The organism is Gemmatimonas aurantiaca (assembly GCF_037190085.1).
GTDB lineage: Bacteria > Gemmatimonadota > Gemmatimonadetes > Gemmatimonadales > Gemmatimonadaceae > Gemmatimonas > Gemmatimonas aurantiaca_A.
In genome coordinates this window covers 124,508-142,333 of the sequence record NZ_JBBCJO010000005.1, presented here as the reverse complement: position 1 = coordinate 142,333, position 17,826 = coordinate 124,508, and the positions used below count along the sequence as shown (strand labels likewise).

The 17,826-nt window shown below is 67.3% G+C and carries 13 protein-coding genes and 2 tRNA genes; 2 read left to right on the top strand and 13 right to left on the bottom strand.

Annotated elements, in window-relative coordinates; translation table 11 throughout:
* Nucleotides 1–50 precede the first annotated feature (50 nt).
* Genes dapA through WG208_RS06310 form a run of 5 tightly spaced genes read right to left on the bottom strand, consistent with a single transcriptional unit; the run spans nucleotide 51 to nucleotide 5,107 of the window.
* Nucleotides 51–941, bottom strand: a complete 891-nt coding sequence (dapA, locus tag WG208_RS06330; protein WP_337170493.1) for a 4-hydroxy-tetrahydrodipicolinate synthase — start codon at nucleotides 939–941, stop codon at nucleotides 51–53.
* Nucleotides 942–961: 20 nt separating this feature from the next.
* The gene (gene dapB / locus WG208_RS06325) at nucleotides 962–1,693 is read right to left on the bottom strand and encodes a 4-hydroxy-tetrahydrodipicolinate reductase (RefSeq protein WP_337170492.1); all 732 of its coding nucleotides are present in this window, start codon (nucleotides 1,691–1,693) and stop codon (nucleotides 962–964) included.
* Entirely contained in the window at nucleotides 1,690–3,045 is a 1,356-nt protein-coding gene (gene lysC / locus WG208_RS06320; protein ID WP_337170491.1) for a lysine-sensitive aspartokinase 3, read from the bottom strand. The genes dapB and lysC overlap by 4 nt, the downstream gene beginning before the upstream one ends.
* The gene (gene asd / locus WG208_RS06315; protein WP_337170490.1) at nucleotides 3,042–4,118 is read right to left on the bottom strand and encodes an aspartate-semialdehyde dehydrogenase; all 1,077 of its coding nucleotides are present in this window, start codon (nucleotides 4,116–4,118) and stop codon (nucleotides 3,042–3,044) included. The genes lysC and asd overlap by 4 nt, the downstream gene beginning before the upstream one ends.
* Nucleotides 4,115–5,107, bottom strand: coding sequence for a M20/M25/M40 family metallo-hydrolase (locus WG208_RS06310; RefSeq protein WP_337171251.1), 993 nt, complete (start codon nucleotides 5,105–5,107; stop codon nucleotides 4,115–4,117). Before WG208_RS06310 ends, asd begins: the two co-directional genes overlap by 4 nt.
* 154 nt (nucleotides 5,108–5,261) lie before the next feature.
* Between WG208_RS06310 and WG208_RS06305 the strand changes: the two genes are divergently transcribed.
* Nucleotides 5,262–5,345, top strand: a tRNA-Leu gene (locus tag WG208_RS06305).
* 31 nt (nucleotides 5,346–5,376) lie between these two features.
* Here WG208_RS06305 and WG208_RS06300 read toward each other — a convergent pair.
* The 3 genes from WG208_RS06300 to WG208_RS06290 all read right to left on the bottom strand — a co-directional run bounded on the left by WG208_RS06300 (nucleotide 5,377) and on the right by WG208_RS06290 (nucleotide 10,203).
* On the bottom strand, nucleotides 5,377–7,974 hold the full coding sequence (locus WG208_RS06300) for a carboxypeptidase-like regulatory domain-containing protein (RefSeq protein WP_337170489.1): 2,598 nt from the start codon (nucleotides 7,972–7,974) through the stop codon (nucleotides 5,377–5,379).
* 259 nt (nucleotides 7,975–8,233) lie between these two features.
* Nucleotides 8,234–8,306: transfer RNA gene (locus WG208_RS06295), tRNA-Gly, on the bottom strand.
* A gap of 94 nt (nucleotides 8,307–8,400) precedes the next feature.
* Nucleotides 8,401–10,203, bottom strand: coding sequence for a hypothetical protein (locus WG208_RS06290; protein WP_337170488.1), 1,803 nt, complete (start codon nucleotides 10,201–10,203; stop codon nucleotides 8,401–8,403).
* 128 nt (nucleotides 10,204–10,331) lie between these two features.
* Here WG208_RS06290 and WG208_RS06285 point away from each other — a divergent pair, with 128 nt between their 5' ends.
* On the top strand, nucleotides 10,332–12,023 hold the full coding sequence (locus WG208_RS06285; protein WP_337170487.1) for a hypothetical protein: 1,692 nt from the start codon (nucleotides 10,332–10,334) through the stop codon (nucleotides 12,021–12,023).
* Here WG208_RS06285 and recN read toward each other — a convergent pair.
* The 5 genes from recN to xseB form a co-directional block, all read right to left on the bottom strand.
* Nucleotides 11,999–13,792 carry a DNA repair protein RecN gene (recN, locus tag WG208_RS06280; protein WP_337170486.1) on the bottom strand — a complete coding sequence of 598 codons (1,794 nt, stop codon included), beginning with the start codon at nucleotides 13,790–13,792 and terminating at the stop codon, nucleotides 11,999–12,001. The two genes, WG208_RS06285 and recN, sit on opposite strands and share 25 nt — an antisense overlap.
* A gap of 68 nt (nucleotides 13,793–13,860) precedes the next feature.
* On the bottom strand, nucleotides 13,861–14,730 hold the full coding sequence (locus WG208_RS06275) for an NAD(+)/NADH kinase (RefSeq protein WP_337170485.1): 870 nt from the start codon (nucleotides 14,728–14,730) through the stop codon (nucleotides 13,861–13,863).
* Complete coding sequence (gene dxs, locus WG208_RS06270) at nucleotides 14,730–16,634, bottom strand: 1-deoxy-D-xylulose-5-phosphate synthase (protein WP_337170484.1); 1,905 nt, start codon at nucleotides 16,632–16,634, stop codon at nucleotides 14,730–14,732. The genes WG208_RS06275 and dxs overlap by 1 nt, the downstream gene beginning before the upstream one ends.
* A 22-nt stretch (nucleotides 16,635–16,656) precedes the next feature.
* Nucleotides 16,657–17,598 (bottom strand): polyprenyl synthetase family protein, encoded by a 942-nt coding sequence (locus WG208_RS06265; protein ID WP_337170483.1) that lies wholly within the window; start codon nucleotides 17,596–17,598, stop codon nucleotides 16,657–16,659.
* On the bottom strand, nucleotides 17,591–17,803 hold the full coding sequence (xseB, locus tag WG208_RS06260; RefSeq protein ID WP_337170482.1) for an exodeoxyribonuclease VII small subunit: 213 nt from the start codon (nucleotides 17,801–17,803) through the stop codon (nucleotides 17,591–17,593). The genes WG208_RS06265 and xseB overlap by 8 nt, the downstream gene beginning before the upstream one ends.
* Nucleotides 17,804–17,826 lie beyond the last annotated feature (23 nt).

Sequence of the window (17,826 nt, the reverse complement as noted above, 5' to 3'; positions counted from 1 at the left end):
GGGGGTTGCAGGTATCATATGGGGAGTCTGCGGAACTGCCCGGGAGGGCTTCAGGACGGGATCGCGCCCAGCCGCTCGAGCACGGTGCGCACTGCTGTCCGATGCGTTTCCGCGAGCGGCACCAGCGGCAGTCGCAACGTATCGCTCAGGCGTCCCATCATGGCCAGCATGGCCTTGGCCGGAATGGGGTTCGATTCCACGAACGCGGCATCGATGAGCGGCGCCACCTGGACCTCGAGTGCGCGGGCCGCCTGGAGATCCTCGCGTGCCATGGCATCGCAGAGTTGCACCATGAGCGCGGGCGCGATGTTCGACACCACCGAGATCACGCCTTCACCGCCCAGGGCCATCACCGGCAGCGTGAGACCGTCATCGCCGGAGAGCACCGCAAAATGCCCGGGACGATCACGGATGATGGTGCCGATCTGCGCCATGTTGCCCGAGGCTTCCTTCACGGCCACGAAGCGTGGGTCGGCGGCGAGTTCGAGACAGGTGCGCGCCTCGAGATTGATGGCCGTGCGTCCCGGCACGTTGTAGATCACGATCGGCAGATCGCACGCATCGGCGATGGCGCGGAAGTGCGCCACGAGCGCACGCTGGGGCGGCTTGTTGTACATCGGTGTCACATGCAGCAGATGCGTGGCGCCGATGGACCGGAGATCGCGTGACAGGGCGATGGCCTTCCGGGTGTCGTTGGAGCCGGCGCCGGCAATCACGGGAACGCGCCCGTTCACCTGCTCCACCGTGATCTCCACCACCCGCAGGTGTTCGGCCGGGGTGAGCGTCACGGCTTCACCCGTGGAACCGCAAGGGATCAGCATGTGCATCCCCTGCGCGATCTGCCAGTCGACGAGGGCGCGCAGCGCCGGTTCGTCGAGTGCGCCATCCGGCGTGAAAGGCGTGACGAGCGCGGTGCCGCACCCACGCAGGAGAGTCGTCATGGAGAGGCTCGGAGAAAGACTCAGGAAGAGGAGGGCGTGCGCAACACATCGCGCATGCTGTAGAGCGCCGGTGCCTGCTGCTGCTGCTGATGCCGCTGTGCCAGCCACCGGGCCGCCGTCAGCGCTCCGTCGGCAAAGACGCGTCGGTCGCGGGCTTCATGCACGAGACGGATCTGCTCGAACGGGGCATCGAGAATGATCTCGTGTGTGCCCGGCACTGAGCCGACACGCACACTGCTGATGGGGACCGGATGACCGAGTCCCGCAGCGAGGCGATCGGCGATGGCGATGGCCGTACCCGATGGCGCGTCTTTCTTGGCCGTGTGGTGCGTTTCGACCACATGCGCATCGAAGCCGCTCACCTCACGCAGACGCCGCGCGGCTTCCTCCGCGATATCGAGAAAGAGCTGCACGCCGATCGAGAAGTTGGGGGCCCAGAGCGCCGCCGTGCCGTTCACGCGTACGGCCTCCTCGAGCTCGGCGAGCTGTTTCGTCCATCCGGTGGTGCCCACCACCACGGGACATCCCAGGGCGAGCAAGGTCCTGGCGTTGGTGAGAGCGGCTTCCGGTCGTGTGAACTCGATGGCGACCCGGGCACCGTTCAGCGCGGCCGTGGACAGCGAATCCATCTCGTCCGGACCGAGCCGGGCCACCACTTCACAGCCGCGGTCGCTCGCCAGGGTCTCGATGGCGCGTCCCATCCGACCCAGCCCCACGAGCGCGATGGGCAGCACATCCCGGGGCGTGGTCATGCTGCGCCTTCGAAGAAGGTCGCGTGCAGCCGCTGCATGGCCGGCACGACCTGATCGTCGTCGATGACGAGCGTCACGTTGATACCGGTGGCGCTGAGCGAGGCCATGTGCACCGGAATGGGTCCCAAGGCCGCGATGGCGTCGGCGATGGCGCGACTGCCGTCGGCGATGCCCGCCCCCACGATGGCCACGACACCGGCCCGACGTTCCACGGCCACATCACCGAACGCGGCAAGATCCTGGATGATGGCGCCCAGATTGTTGGTGTCGTCGAGCGTGACGGAGACCGACACTTCCGACGTGGTCACCACGTCCACCGACGTGCGATGATTCTCGAACACCTCGAAGACACGCCGCAGAAAGCCCGGCGCGAGCAGCATGCGCGACGACCGCAGTTTGACCAGGGTGGCGTTGCGCTTGCCCGCGATGGCCCGCACCGGCAACCGCGGGGCGGCGGACGCGATCATCGTGCCCTTGCCTTCGGGATTGCGCGAGTTGAACACGTACACCGGAATGCCACGTTGCACGGCCGGTGCGATCGTGGACGGATGCAGCACCTTGGCTCCGAACGCGGCGAGTTCGGCCGCTTCTTCGAAGCCGATGTGTTCGATGAGGCGCGCCGCGGGAATCACGCGCGGATCGGCGGTGAGCATGCCATCCACATCGGTCCAGATCTCGATGGCGGACGCGTCGATGGCCGCGCCGATGAGCGAGGCGGAATAGTCCGAACCACCGCGACCGAGTGTGGTGGTGACCCGTCCCGGCGCCGAACCGACAAAACCGCCCATGACGGGGATCCTGCCCTGCTGCACCAGCGGCACGAGCCGTTCCTGCGCGGCCAATGCGATGCCGTCGAAATCGGGTTCGGCGCGCGTGAAATAATCGTTCGTGCGCATGACGTCGCGCGCGTCCACGTACACACCGGGAAAGCCGGCGTTCCTGAATGCCGCGGCCACGATCTGCGACGACAGCAACTCACCCAGCGCCGCCACCGTATCGAGTGAACGCGGCGTGAGATACCCGAGCGTGCGGAACGCTTCGGCCAGATGGGCGAGTTCATCGAACGCCGCGCCGATATCGACGGCGAGATCGGCCGCCTCGGCGGAATCGTCGAGCAGCGCCTGCGTTTCGCGGAGATGGCGATCACGGAGCTGTTCGACGATCTGCAGCGCGGCCAGCAGTTCACCGGCCGCGGCCTTGTGCGCCAGATCGAGCAGCTGATTCGTGGCGCCGCCCAGTGCAGACACCACGACGATCGGCTGATCGGCCTGCTTGCTGGTGACGATTTCGACGACGCGACGAATGGCGGCCGCGTCAGCGACCGAGGTCCCTCCGAACTTGCAGACGATCACAGCGCACCGAGCCCCGACAGTTGCCCGGTGGCGGCGAGCAATTCGGCGTTGAGGATCGACCCACCGGCGGCGCCACGCACGACATTGTGCGACATCGCCACGAGGCGGAGATCGAAGAGATGATCGGTGCGCACGCGACCGATGGTGGTGGCCATGCCATTGCCACGACCGGCGTCACGACGCGGCTGCGGCCGGTCGTTCTCGTCGCGGATGATGAGGGCCGGTTCGGGCGCCGAGGGCAATCCCTTCACCGCGTCATGTCCGGTCCAGTTGCGCAACACCTCGAGCGCCTGCTCGGGCGTAGGCTTGCGCTCGAACGCCACGGACAGGCACACGGTATGCCCATGCTCGACGGGCACCCGGTTGGCGTGGGCGCTGGTGACGATGTCGGCATGACGGATGCTCGTGCCGTCGAACGTGCCGAGCAGCTTCACGAGTTCCGTTTCGATCTTGGGCTCTTCGTCCCCGATGTAGGGGATGACGTTGCCCAGGATGTCGAGCGACGCGACACCGGGATAACCGGCACCGGAGACGGCCTGCATGGTGGTGGCGAACACCTTGGTCACGCCGAACGCCTGATGCAGCGGCGCGAGGGCCGCGGCGATCACCGTGGTGGCACAGTTGGCGTTGGTGACGATGCCACCGCTCCAGCCGCGCACCGCACGCTGATGCGCGAGCAGCGCGAGATGATCGCCGTTCACCTCGGGGATCACGAGCGGCACGTCGTCCGCCATGCGGTAGTTCTTGGCGTTCGACAGCACGAGACGGCCGGCGCGCGCGAAGGCGGCCTCCACCTCACCGGCAACACCCGAGTCGAGCGCGGAGAACACGATGGGCGCGGAGATCTCGTCGGGCGAACACGTCTTCACCGTGAGGTCCGCCACCGCGGCGGGCAGCACACCTTCCAGCCATTTCGCCGCGTCCCGATACGATTTGCCCGCGCTGCGCTCGGAGGCAGCGACTTCGACGAGATCGAACCAGGGATGGCCTTCGAGCAGGCGGATGAACGCCTGACCGACGGCGCCGGTCGCACCGAGAACGGCAACCGGCCAGCGAGTGGAGGAGGATGTCATGCGAGCAGTGTGCGAACGATTCTGACGTACGCGTCGACCGACGCGTCGAGTTCCGCCACATCGATGTATTCGAGGGGCGTATGGGCCACGTGAATGGAACCGGGCCCAAAGAGCAGCGGCGTCCCCCAGCGATCGAGCAGGGGGATGTCGCTCGTGTAGGCAACGGGCTCCACCTCGAACCCGTTGATGACGTGGAAATGCTGCGCGGGAATGTGCGAGCCCCAGACGAGTTCCGCCCGGGTGCCGGCCCATTCGGCAAACGCCTGTCGGACCGGTTGCACATCACCCACGAGGCGGATCATGATCTCGGCTTCGGCGAGGCCGGGCACGATGTTGGCTTCGGTACCGGCACGCAGCACACCGATGTTGCAGGTGGTGGCGCCGAGCACAGGATCGATCGGCAGCGGCAGATCGCGCAGCTTTGGCAGCAGATCGAGCAAGGGCTCGAGCGCGCTGCTGCCCAGATGGGCATACGCCGAGTGCGCTTCGCGTCCCCGCACGCGCACGATGACCCGCTGGGCGCCCTTCCCGCCCGACGCCAGTTTGCTCTCGGTGGGTTCACCGTTCACCAGCCAGCGGCTGGTGGCCTCCAACCGATTGGCCGCGCGCGCACCGGGCGACCCCTTCTCCTCACCGACCACGAAGAGCAGATCGACCCGCTCCTCACCGGCGTCGGCCAGACGCTGCGCCGCGATCATCATGGCGGCGGCGATGCCCTTGGCGTCACAGGCGCCGCGGCCATAGAGACGCTGGCCTTCGAGGCGGGGCGCCACGAAGGGCGGCACCGTATCGAGATGCGTGGACAACGTGACACCGCCACCCCGACGGGACGCCCAGACATTGGAACGTCCCGGCTCGACTTCCTGCAGGGTGACGTTCCACCCGCGCTCGACGAGCCAGGCCGCGGTGAACTCCACCACGTCGCGTTCGCGACCGGTGGTGGAGTCGATGGAGAGCATCTGGGAGGCGAGGGCCACGACATCGGACATGGGCACCAAGATACTCAGGATAGTCAATTTCTGAGATACCCGGGCATCGCCAATTCCGGCGTGGCATCCGTGATTTCGGTGGCGGGCAGTCGTAGGCGAAGTCCCCGATGCCCCTTAGAATTCCCCCCAGCGGGGACCGGCGGCGGTCCGCTGCACCCGGATGGCGAAATCGGTAGACGCGGGGGACTTAAAATCCCCTGACCGCAAGGTCGTGCGGGTTCGAGTCCCGCTTCGGGTATGCCGCGAACAGAGCGTGAAGACTGAATGTGTCAGGGGCCGCTGGTCCAGGCGCCGTCGGCCGCCCGCGTGTCCCCGTCACCGCTCTGCCGCGAATGCAGCACCAGTACGCCACACGTCGAATTGAGGCGCGCGAACTGCACCGGTAGCTGCGATGGGGAAGCATACCACTCCACGGCTTCGATCTCTCGTGTCTGAACGCGCTGGAGATCGAACGGCTCCGCAGGCTGCCCGGGGTTCACCAGTCGGCCGTCGAGATACACATGCGGATAGCAGGCGCAGGCGACGCCCCTGTTCCGCTCCGCCGTGGAGGGGTTGTAGACGTTGCTGCCATGCTGCACACCGGGCGGGAGGCAGTCTGCCGCCGAAGCGCTCAGCGAGGGGGGCGTGCGCGACGACAGCGGGAACCGACCGCCCGCCAGGGTGAGTCCGGACGTTGTCGTGAGTGCAGAGCTGAGGGGGAAGGCGTCCATCCTCGCCAATTGCGTGCGATCGAAGAAGTGACCCAGACCGACGCGTCGATTCTCTTCGAACTCCGTCAATCGCATGGGCACCCGGTCCGCGTTGACATCGACCGATTCGAGTGTGGTGAGGGCGTTCAGCACCACGCGGCGTTCCTCCACATCGTTCGCCGCAAAGGTCAACGAGGCACTGGTCACCGCGAAGCCCAGGCGGCGCACACTCAGCTCCCGCGTGCCCACCGGAATCCCGTCGAGGCGGAAAGCGCCGGCGGTATCGGTGCGCGCCAGGCGATCGGTGCCGACAATGATCACTTCCGCATCGGGCACGGGGCGTCCCGTCGCGGCCGATACGACCGTGCCCACCAGCATGCCCGTGGCCGGGCGCGAACGGTCCACCAGCAACGGCACCGCCGCCAACTGATGCGCGCGGGTGACCTGCGCAGGCGTGGCCAGCACATGGCCGTCGGGTGACAACACCCGGACCGCGAGCGCCACATCGAACGGCACACCGCACAACCGGTAGCGCCCCGTTGCATCGGTGGTCGTCGCGAGTCGTTTCGCTTCCACCGGACGCCCACCGCGGACGTCCGTTCGGGCATCGGGTCGCACATCGGGTACGGTGTCGGTCCAGTCGGCGACCACAGGGACGCCGGCCAGCCCCACGGTATCATCCGTGGCCGTGACCCGACCGAACAAGGCGCCGCGCGTGGCGCGCGCCCCCCGTGAGACCGCGGCAAACGTCCCGCCGCACAACACGTTCGCCAGTTGATACGCCGACGGCACGCGCACCGTGAGTGCCGGCATGGAATCGCGCACCACCACCGCCTCACCGCTCGCCAGCCCCAGCGAATCGTGTTGCGCGGTGCTCACGGCCAGCGTGTACGCGCCCGGCAGCACATCGGGCAGCACGAACCGGCCATCGCGCCCGGCTTCGGCCTCATAGCCCGTACCCAGCAGCCGCACCCGGGCATTGCCGAGCGCGCGACCACTGGCCGAGTCCTGGGCGATGCCACGGACCGCCACCCGCGGTTGCACGAACAGCGTGTCGCGCCCGCGCCGGATGGCCAGCAACATGCCGCCGCTGGTTTCGGTGAAATCGAGGCGCGTGCGGGTACGGCCGGCAAACGTCTCGCGCGTCATCACGGGCATGCGCAGTTCCCAGCGCTCGATGAGCACGGCCCCGCCAGGCAATCGGACGAACCGCATCGCGCCCCCACCCGCGAGGGGATCGTCCTTCATCTCCTGCACGGCGGCCGCGGCGGTGGTGGTCCTCCCCATGCTCTCGGCATTGGTGTACTGGAACTCGAGGCGCCGCAATTCGGCCGACGCGCGATCCACCCAGAACGTGCCGCGCAGCTCGGTGAGTCGCATGCGCTCCGGAACGGGCTCGAAGGCCACACCGATTTCCGACGGCTGCTTGCCGGCCACGAGCCGGAAGCAGTGGTCGTCGAGAAAGAAAGGCGAGACCAGCGCGTCGATGCCCGGGGCATTGTACGTGAGCTGATTCTCGCGATCCGCCCAGACGTAGCCCTTCGTGCGCAGCGTGGCGATGGGCTGCGACGCCCAGGGGGCGGTGAAGTTGCCGCTTTCCACCTGCAGGTTCTGATCGAGAATGCGGCCACCCGGATCGAGAATCCGATGGACGCGTAGCATGCTGGTGGTGTAGCCGCGGGTGCTCGATGTGAGCAGAGAGGCGGAGAGCATGGTGTGCGCCTGCTCCCAGACCGACAGCAGCGGCGCGTCGTCAGCGCTCACCTTGCCGCAACTGCTGCGGGCCACCACCCGCACGGCGTCGAGCTGTGTACGGGCGCCGTCCAGCACGAGTGTCTGCATGACTGTGGCCCCGGCTCCCACCACGAAGGACGCGGTGGTGGTGGGCCGATAGCCTACGCGCTGGGCGCGCAGGCGCAGCGTGCCGGGACGCGTGGCCAGCAGCCGGAACTCCCCCGCGCTGTCCGAGAATGCGCGTCCAAGTGGGGTATCCGCACTGTCGAGCAGAGTGACGAGCACCCCGGTCACCGGCCGCTGGGTGGCCTCACGCACCGTGCCCCGCACGACCTGCGCGTGCAGCGACATGGAAAAGCCGGCGAGGCCGAGCAGCGTCATCCAGGCCCATCGTCCCATCGCCGATGTCGGGCGTTCGAGACGCTGCCAGAGGAGATATCGCATAGTGAATGAACCAGAGATCATGCGTTGCCAATCCGGGCGGCGATGCAGCTCAATCATCGGATCGTCGCAGCGAATGTGCAATACGAAGATGAGGGACACGTCGCATTCTACAGGGCCGGAAGCGCGGTTCCGGTATACGAAGCGCACGCTCTTCACACCAAACCCCAGGCCCCGCACACACAAAAAAAAACAGGACCCGAAGGCCCTGTCTTCCGAACACCTGTACACCGAAATATACCCACCTGCACCAGCGAATCAGAGCGGGAAACGGGACTCGAACCCGCGACCCCAACCTTGGCAAGGTTGTGCTCTACCAACTGAGCTATTCCCGCATGAGCGCGTCAGACGCGCTCCGGATTGTAGCGGCGCACGGCGCCCGGGACAAGCACCCCGGCGCGCCAGCCCCGGAATCCCGCGGTCGATCTCCTAGCCTTTGATCCCCAGCGCATGCGCCGCGTACCACACGGTGTAGGCCAGCAGGCCAGCCAGCGAGGCGTCGCCGCCGTTGCGCGTCGCCCGTCCGTCGCCGTCCACGAATTGTGCGGCCACGCCATTGTCCAGCGCCGCCCGGCGCAGCCAGCCAATGACGTCCTGCGCCTCCGGACCGAGCAGCCGCGCCAGTTGCGGCACGAGCGGCGCTTCGGTGCCCTGCGCACGCCCGACGGCGCGCACGGTGCGGCGGTACAGGGAGTCCTCACGATCGAGGGCTTCGTACAGCGGCAGCCAGAGCAACGATCCCACCGCATCGTCCTCCAGTGCGGCGCCACCGGCGAGATCCACCGCGGTGGCCAGACGCGCCTTCTCTCCACGATCCACGGCAAAATGCCGGCGGATGGCCCCACGCACCGCTTCGGGGTCTTCGACGGCCGCCGCGGCTTCTTCATCGAGCGTGCGACGGAACACATCCAGCGCCATCGCCACCGCAGCATTGCCATGCAGCGTGAACGGAAACGCGGCCGGTGTGCCCGATGGGGTCACCTCCGTGCTGAACAGCGGCACCCGTTCATCGCGTCGCGCCGTGATGTCGTCGGACGCCAGATACAGCGTGTCGGCCACCACCGGGTCCTCCACGATCTGCTCGTCTTCGGTATCGCGGATGTACCGGTCCGTCGCGATCGCAAAGGCTGCCGGCCCCTCGAGCGTGAATCCGGGCTGGAACAGCGTGCCGTCGAAATAGTGGACGCCCTGCCCCGGTGCATAACCGTGCAGTTCGCACGCCCGCACCAGCAACTCCCGGGCGAGCCCGCTGTCGGCCAACTGCACGGCCGGCAGCGTCCACATGAGGGCTTCCCAGTCGCGCACCGTGCACCCCATCGCGTGCCACGGTGTGCGCGAACGCACGAGGTAGTAGTGCGCATCGTCCAGTGCGCGTCCCACGGCGTAGAAATACGCGAACAGCAGATTGCGGTTGACGAGGCCATCGAGGCTTTCGCTGCCCGTGCTCTGCTCGAGGGTGACGAGCGCCGACCGCGTGGCGGAGAGCAACGCACGCCAACCGCGACGTCGCAGCACCGCCACCGTGGCCTCGGCGCCGTCCCGCTCAGGTCCCACCGCGATGTAGAACGCCGCCTGCGCCGCGCCCCCCGGCGGCACACTCAGTTCGCGACGCAGGGCAAAATGCCGGGGCGCGTGGGACGGCTCTTCATCCACCTCGATGGTGGCCGGACCGTCGGCACCCAGGGCCACCGCCACCAGCCCGGGGATAGCCGATCCTTCCAACAGAATCGTGTCATCGCTGCCGCGACTGACGACGTGCGCATCATCAAAAGGCCGCGCACGTCTGACACGCTGCTGACGATGACCGAGGGTGCCGTCCAGCGCGACGTCCACCGTCACCGCCTGCGCACCACGGTTTTCCACGGTGAACGTGTAGACCGCGCCCGCCATATCGGCATCCCGGCCATAGGGGGCAAAAATCGTCCCCCGCACGACGAGTGGACCAATCGTGCAGGTGAAGGTGGGCAGCCAGCCCACGGCACGCTCCCAGGCAATCCCTTCGGCGGCCAGCGTGCGGATTTCACCATTCACGCGTAACACTGGCCGCAGCAGTGGGGTATCGCGTCCGGAGACGAAGTCGGCACTCCCCGCCATCTCGATGGCGGCCCGGGCTCCCCGATGCAGTACGCCCAGCGCATGGATCGCCCCATCCGCCGGGTGAATGCACGGAATCGTGAGCCAGTGATTGCCGGTCAGTTGCCAGGGAACGGAGGGGATTTGCACGGCAGACACGAGAGGAAGAGACAGTGAGACGGCAAGGTGAGACCCTTGATGACGCATCGTTGACGCCCATTCCGCCCACGGCTAATCTAGCACCGGTGCCTCGGCTTCCTCTCATTCAGCACCGCGCTCGCGTCCGCGTGCATTCGCGCGTTCATTCCCTGCCGGCGGCACGCGCACTCGCCGCATCGCTGCTCACGGCAGCCCTGCTCTTCCCGGCCCGTGTGTTGCCGGCGCAGGCCGTGGCGGGCGCCGGGGACGATGCCATTCCGCTGTCACGCGGCGGTTTCCGGTACCTGGTCTCGGGTCTCTGGAACGACTACGACCAGGTCTTTTCACCGAATGCGTCCGGCGGAGGTGCCAGACGCGGTCCACTGCTGGGCGCGCTGGCCATGGAAAGTGCAGGCGTCGGCCTGCTGCCCCGTCTTGCCGAGGCCCAGAATCAACTGCGCACCCTGACGGGCGAGAATGGGTACGCCATGTCGCTCGGGCGCCTCGATGCGTCGGGTGAGGTGCGCCAGAGCATTGCCCCGATCGGCCTCGAATACGGCGCCACACGACGGCTCTCGTTCCGGGTGTTGGTTCCCTACGCCGAATCGCGCGACGTCACGCAACTCCTGCTCAATCGCGTGGGCACCGGCGCCAATGTCGGCCTGAACCCGGCGCTGCTGGGCAGCACGGCCGCCACATCGGCCGCCTCCAACACCACGCTGGTGGGTCAGTTGGATCAGGCCCGGTCGGCACTGTCCGCCGAGATCACCCGCTGTGCGGACACGATGGCCACCGAGTGCGACGCGATCCGCGCCAATCCGCAGGCCGCGCAGACGCTCGTGACGCGTACGCAGACGGTGCGTGATGCCGTGGTGACGGTGTACGGCACCACAGCCAGCCGTGGGGCGCCGTTCGTTCCCCTCACCGGCTCGGCGGCGCAGACGAACGTGGCCGGCACCCTCGGTGGGCTGCGCACCGACTTCGCCAAATACGGCATCACATCCATTGCCGAAGGGGCGCAGCCCTCGGCGGCCACACGTGTGTTGGGACCCGGCGGCATGCCGTTCATCGGCACCGACAGCAGCATGGGCGTGGGCTATGAACGACTGGGCAACACCCGTCGCGCCGGCATCGGTGACATCGATCTCACGGCGTCGTTCCTGCTCTACGACACGTTCGGTGCCGATCAGGCGCGGCGGCTCCAGGCCGCCACACGCGGGGTGCGCACGATGGTGTCGGGGGGATGGCGCTTCGGCACGGCCGGCGCCGATCGCACCGAAGACGCCTTCGACGTGCCCATCGGCGAAGGCGCGAATGCGGTGCTCGTGCGCAGTACCACCGATCTGGTCTGGTCGCGCCGTCTCTGGATGAGTGCCACCGTACGCGCCGCCAAACCCATGAGCGATCACATGGCCGTGGTCCTGCCCTACCGCACGATCGAGACGACGTTCGCCAATCCGGTGGAGGTGGGCGACGCCGTGCGCACCCTCGGCATGCGCACCGACATCGAAGTCGCGCCCCGGATCTCCTTCGGCGATTTCTTCGGTGTCTCCGGCGCGTACATCATGCGCCGCTGGGGCGAGGATCACTACGACACGGGGAACTCGTTCGAAAGCCGCCCGCTCATGGCGGAGTTCACCGTCCCATCGCGAACACTGCAGGCCGCCGCGGTGGGTGTGACATTCTCGACGTTGGCCAGCTATGCACGTCGCCGCTCGCGTATCGCGGCCGAGGTCATGTACACCCACACGGTGCCCATCAGTGCATCGGGCGGTGTGGTGCCGGCCGTGATGACCGACCGACTGGAACTCCGCGTCTATACCGGCTTTCCGCGGCGCTGACGCGTTCGCGACGCCTGCGGCGCGGCCGGTGGCACTGCTGACGTCTCTGACGATGCGGTCGGCGGTGCTTCATCGGTCACTTCCACATGCTCACCATCCTCACCGCGCGCCAGCAGTTCGCGCGCGTGCGCCCGACTCACCTCGCGGTCGGCGTCGCCGCCGAGCATGCGGGCCACTTCCATCACGCGCGCGTCGTCGCGTACCACGAAGGTGTCCGCGGTGGTGACCGTGCCCACGGCGCTCTTGTGCACCACCACGTGATGTGAGGCACGGGCCGCGATCTGCGCCAGATGGGAGATGGCGAGCACCTGATGGTGCCGCGCCACACGCCGCATGAGCGCACCGACCTGCCAGGCCACGGCGCCGCCCACACCCGCATCGACTTCGTCGAACACCAGCGTCGGCACCTGCTGCAGGGCCGCCAGCACCGTGCTCAACGCCAGCATGACCCGCGCGAGCTCCCCCCCCGAAGCGATACGTCCGAGGGCGCGTGCTTCCATACCCGCATTCAGCGTGGCCAGGAACTGCACCGACTCGGCTCCGCTCGCACCGATCGATTCCAGCGGCGTGATGTGCACGTTGAGCCGGCCATCGGTCATGCCCAGTTCCGGGAACAGGGCGGTGACCGCCGTGGCCAGTTGGCCCGCACCACGTCGACGCAGTGCGGTCAGTCGTGCCGCGCCTTCGTGCAATGCGCGTTCAACCGCTTCACGCTCGCCGGCAATGACAGACAGCTCGGCGTCGTCTCCATCCACGAGTGCCAGTTCCCGCGTTGCGTCATCATGCGTGCGCTGCACATCGTCGAGCGTGGGCCCATACTTGCGCATGACGCCATGCAATGCGTCGCGGCGACGTTCGAGCGTGCGGAGCCGCGTGGGGTCGGCCTCCACCGATTCCGCGTACATCTCGAGTTCACGCGCCAGTTCTTCCAGCGCATACACGGCACTGTCGAATCCCGGTTGCAGACGCTCGGTGTCCGGATCGATGCGGGAAAGACCGAGCAGCGCGCGCCGCACCGCGGCCAATCGCGTAAGAACAGATCGTTCGTCACCGGAGATCGTACCCGCGGCCTGCGCGGCATGCGCCTGCAGTTCCTCGGCGTGCGAGAAACGGCGGATCTCGGCGTCCAGCGCCTCGTCCTCGCCCGGTGTCGGAGAGACGTCCGCGATTTCCTGCACCAGAAACCGCAGATAGTCCGCGCGCCGCAACGCCTCCTGCCGACGCTGCTGCAGTTCGCGCTCGCGCTTGCGGAGTTCGGTCAACCGCTCGAACGCCTGTTGCACCTCGCGCCTGGCGGCGCCAGCCTGGACATACTCGTCGAGCATGTCGCGCTGATGCTCGGTGTCCACCAGCGCGCGCGACTCATGCTGTCCATGCACGCTCACCAACTGCGCGCCCACATCGGACAACACCGCGGCCGTCACGGGAGAACCGTTGATCCAGGCGCGCGAACGACCGTTGGCCGACACCTCGCGCTTGAGCACGATGGTGGCACTGCCGCCCTGATCGACCTCGATGCCCCTGGCGTCGAGATCGGCGAACAGCGCATGTCCCGCGGGCAGTTCGAAGATGCCCTCCACCGACGCCCGCTCGGCGCCCGCGCGGATGCGGTCGCTGGTGGCGCGTTCACCCAGCAACATGCCCAGCGCACCGATGATGAGCGACTTGCCCGCACCGGTTTCGCCCGTGAGCACGTTGAGCCCCGCGCCAAGCGGCAGGGCCACCGTGTCGATCACCGCGACGTTGCGAATCCGGAGTTCAACGAGCATGGAAGAAACGAAGCGAAGAAACGAGGCCCGGGACGGATGCGAGCGATGTCAGCCGATGTCAGCCGACGTCAGCGTGCTTCGCCGTCGCGCCCCGAGAGTCCGCCCCAGCCGAGCTTGTGCCGGAGGCGCGTGAAGAACGTGACGCCAGGGAGGCGGACGATCTGTACGGGGTCAGGGGCGCGTCGCACGATGAGCACCTCACCACCGGTGAAGGTAGTGCCGACCTGCCCATCCACCGTTACCAAAAGTTCTTCCGGCCCATCATCCGCACGCACTTTCACTTCCGCTTCGGCGGGCAGCACCAACGGCCGCATGGCGAGGGTGTGTGGCGAGACTGGCGTGAGCACGATGCTTTCCACCGTGGGCACGATGATCGGTCCGCCCGCGGACAGGGAGTATCCCGTGGAACCCGTGGGGGTGCTGATGATCAATCCATCGGCGGAATAGGAGCCGATCGGTTCGCCGTCCACGAACACGGAAAACTTCACGAGGCGGGCAAACCCGCCCTTGTGCATGACCACATCGTTGAGCGCGAGCCAGCGGCATCGTTCGGAGTTGTCCCCATCGATGGCGCACGATTCGAGGGTCATGCGCGGCTCCGACACGAACTCCCCGCGCGCGAGACGCCCGATCGCTTCCTCCATGTCTTCCGCGCTGCAGCTCGTGAGAAAACCGAGCCGGCCGAAATTCACGCCGAGGATGGGGATCTGCCGGCCGTTCACGAGCCTCGCACCGCGCAGGAGCGTGCCATCACCACCCAGCGTGATCAGCGCATCGAGCGACCCCGCATCCTGCAACCGTTCACCTTCCTCGGCGATCTCCCACAGATCGTCTTCGAACGCCAGCGAAAGGTTCAGCGCCTGCGCACTGTCGAGCAGTGTGTTGAGTACGGCCGGAAGTCCGACGTACCCGCGATGCCCCACGACGCCGACACGCATCAGTCGGCGAGCGCCTCGGATTCATGCCCCGATTCACGAAGCGCACGCACGCGCTCCGCGATGCCGGCCGCATCGAGCCCCAGCGCGGCAAGTTGCTTCTTGCGTGGCGCAGCATAGACGATCTGATCCGGCACCCCATGCACCGCGGTGCGCACCTGTGGCGCGAGACGGTGAATGATGGCACTCATGTACGCGCCGAATCCGTTCACCACGGTGCCTTCCTCCACGGTGAGGATCTGTCCATGCTCGCTGAGAATGGCGTTCAGCGTGACGGCGTCGTACGGCTTGAGATACCGGCAGTTCACCACCGTCACGTCGAGGCCTTCTGTCGCCAGCGTTTCCGCGGCCTGCAGCGCGGGTTCGACCATCGTGCCCACGGCGAGAATGGCGACATCACGTCCACGGCGCGGCACATCCCAGGTGCCGTACGGCACTGCCGCGATGGACGACATCGCCGCCGGCACGTCGGGCGAGGCATCACGCGGATAGCGCAGGCAGAACGGTCCCTCGGTGTGTTCGACACCGGCGCGCAGCAGGCCGAGCATCTCGGTGCCGTTGCGTGGCGCGGTCACGGTCATGTTGGGCACCGACAGCATGTACGCGATGTCGTAGAGCCCCATGTGCGTCTCACCGTCCTCACCCACCAGCCCCGCCCGGTCCATGGCGAAGATCACCGGCAGCTTCTGCAACGCCGCATCGTGGATGATGTTGTCGTAGCCGCGCTGCAGGAACGTGGAGTAGATGGTCACCACGGGCCGGACGCCGCGTGTGGCGAGGCCGGCCGCAAACGTGACGCCATGACCTTCCGCGATGCCCACGTCGAAGAAGCGGTCGGGATAAGCCTTGGCAAACGCCGCCGTTCCCGTGCCGCTGGGCATGGCGGCAGTGATCACCGCGACGTCCTTGCGCTCGGCACCGAGTTCGGCGAGTCCTTTGCCGTACACCGCCGTGTAGGCGGGATTGCCCGCCGACACCGACAGCGGCTTGCCCGTAGCGGGATCATGGCCCGGCGGCAGAGCGTGCCACTTCTCCCCATGCTCACCGGCCGGAAAGCCGCGTCCCTTCTGCGTGATGACGTGCACGAGGCGCGGTGTATTCATGTCGCGCACGGCGGTGAACGTCTCCAGCAGCGCGTCGATGTCGTGTCCGTCGATCGGGCCGAAGTACCGGAAGCCCAGCTCCTCGAAGAGCACACCGGGCGTGAGGAACGACTTGACGCTCTCTTCCCACTTGCGCACGAGCGTGCTCACGCCGGTGAACGGCGCGGGGGCATTGTCGACGATCTCGCCGATGCGCGAGCGCAGCCGGTTGTACAGCGGATTACGCTGGATGCTGGTGAGGTACTTGTGCATGGCGCCCACGTTGGGCGCAATGGACATCTCGTTGTCGTTGAGCACCACGATGATGTCCCGATCGGAATGACCGGCGTTGTTGAGCCCCTCGTACGCGAGCCCCGATCCCAGCGAGCCGTCGCCGATGATGGCCACGGCCTTGAACGCCTCGCCCAGCACGTCGCGGCCGGCCGCCATGCCCAGCGCAGCCGAAATCGCGGTGGCGGCATGACCGGCGCCGAAGGTGTCGTACTCACTCTCGGTGCGCTTCAGAAAGCCGGACAGACCGCCTTCCTGCCGCAGTGTCTCCATGCGCGTGTTGCGCCCGGTGAGCAGCTTGTGCGGATACGCCTGATGCCCCACGTCCCACACGAGCTGGTCGGTGGGCGTGTCGAAGATCGCGTGCAGGGCAATCGTCAGCTCCACCACCCCCAGGCCGGCGCCGATATGGCCACCCGTGCGCGAGCAGACATCGATCAGGCGATCACGGATGTCCTGGGCCAGCGTGCGGAGTTCATCACGCGAGAGCGCGCGAACATCGGCGGGAGAATTGATGCGTTCGAGAATCGACATGAGAACGTATGGTGCAGCGTGATCAGGACCGGCGCTCTACGATGAAACGGGCGAGCTGCTCGAGGGTGGGCGTGAGCAGCCCCACCTGGTCGAGCGCCGCACACCCTTCCTCCACCAACGCCACGGCCCGCTGGGTCGCTCCCTCTACCCCGAGGAGCGCCGGATAGGTGCTCTTGTGAAGATCGAGATCCCGGCCGGCGGTCTTCCCGAGCTGGTCGGTCGTGGCCGTCACATCGAGCACGTCATCTGCAATCTGAAAGGCGAGACCGATTGACGCACCATACCGGTCGAGGGCGTGACGGCGCTCCGGGGACGCCATGGCGGCCCGTGCCCCCAGTGTGACACTGGCGCGGATGAGGGCCCCGGTCTTGAGACGGTGGACCCGTTCCAGCGATTCCAGGCTGAGCGGTGCCCCCTCGGCTTCCAGATCGAGCAGCTGTCCGCCGATCATGCCGCCCGCACCTGCGGCCACCATCAGCTCGCGCACAATGTCACCGGCGATCCCGGGTGGCAGTCCCAGGGCCGACGCCGCATGCCAGGCCGAACGCGCCGCCAGCGGCACCATGGCGAGGCCGGCGGCCGTGGCCACCGCCACTCCGTACACCTTGTGTACCGTGGGACGACCACGACGCATGTCGTCGTCGTCCATGCAGGGCAGATCGTCGTGCACCAGCGAATAGGTGTGCACGACCTCGATGGCCGCCGCGAGATCGCAGGCCTTGCCCGCGCCCCCACAGGCCCGGTAGGCCTCCAGCATGAGCACGGGCCGCAGACGCTTGCCCTCCCCCAGCAATGCGTACCGCACGGCGTCCGCGATGACCTCGGGCAACTCGCCCAGCCACCGCGCGCAGAAGACCTCGAGCGCCCGCTGAACGGCGAGCCGGTCAGCGGCAAACGACCCACCTTCGGAGCGATTGTCGGACCGATCGTCGGTGCGCGGGCCTCCGGCCGCGACGTCAGTCACCAAAATCCTCGACGGAGAAGGAGCCGTCGGCGGCTTCCACCAGCAGTTGTACCTGCGCGTCCACGGCCTGCAGGGCCGTGCCGGCAGACCGCAGATGTCCGACGCCTTCCTCGAACAACCGGAGCGCCTGCTCCAACGACAGATCCTGTCGTTCGAGCTCCCGAACGATGTCCTCGAGCCGTGTCAGCGACTGCTCAAAACTCATATCCACGCTCGCCTTCGCGCTCG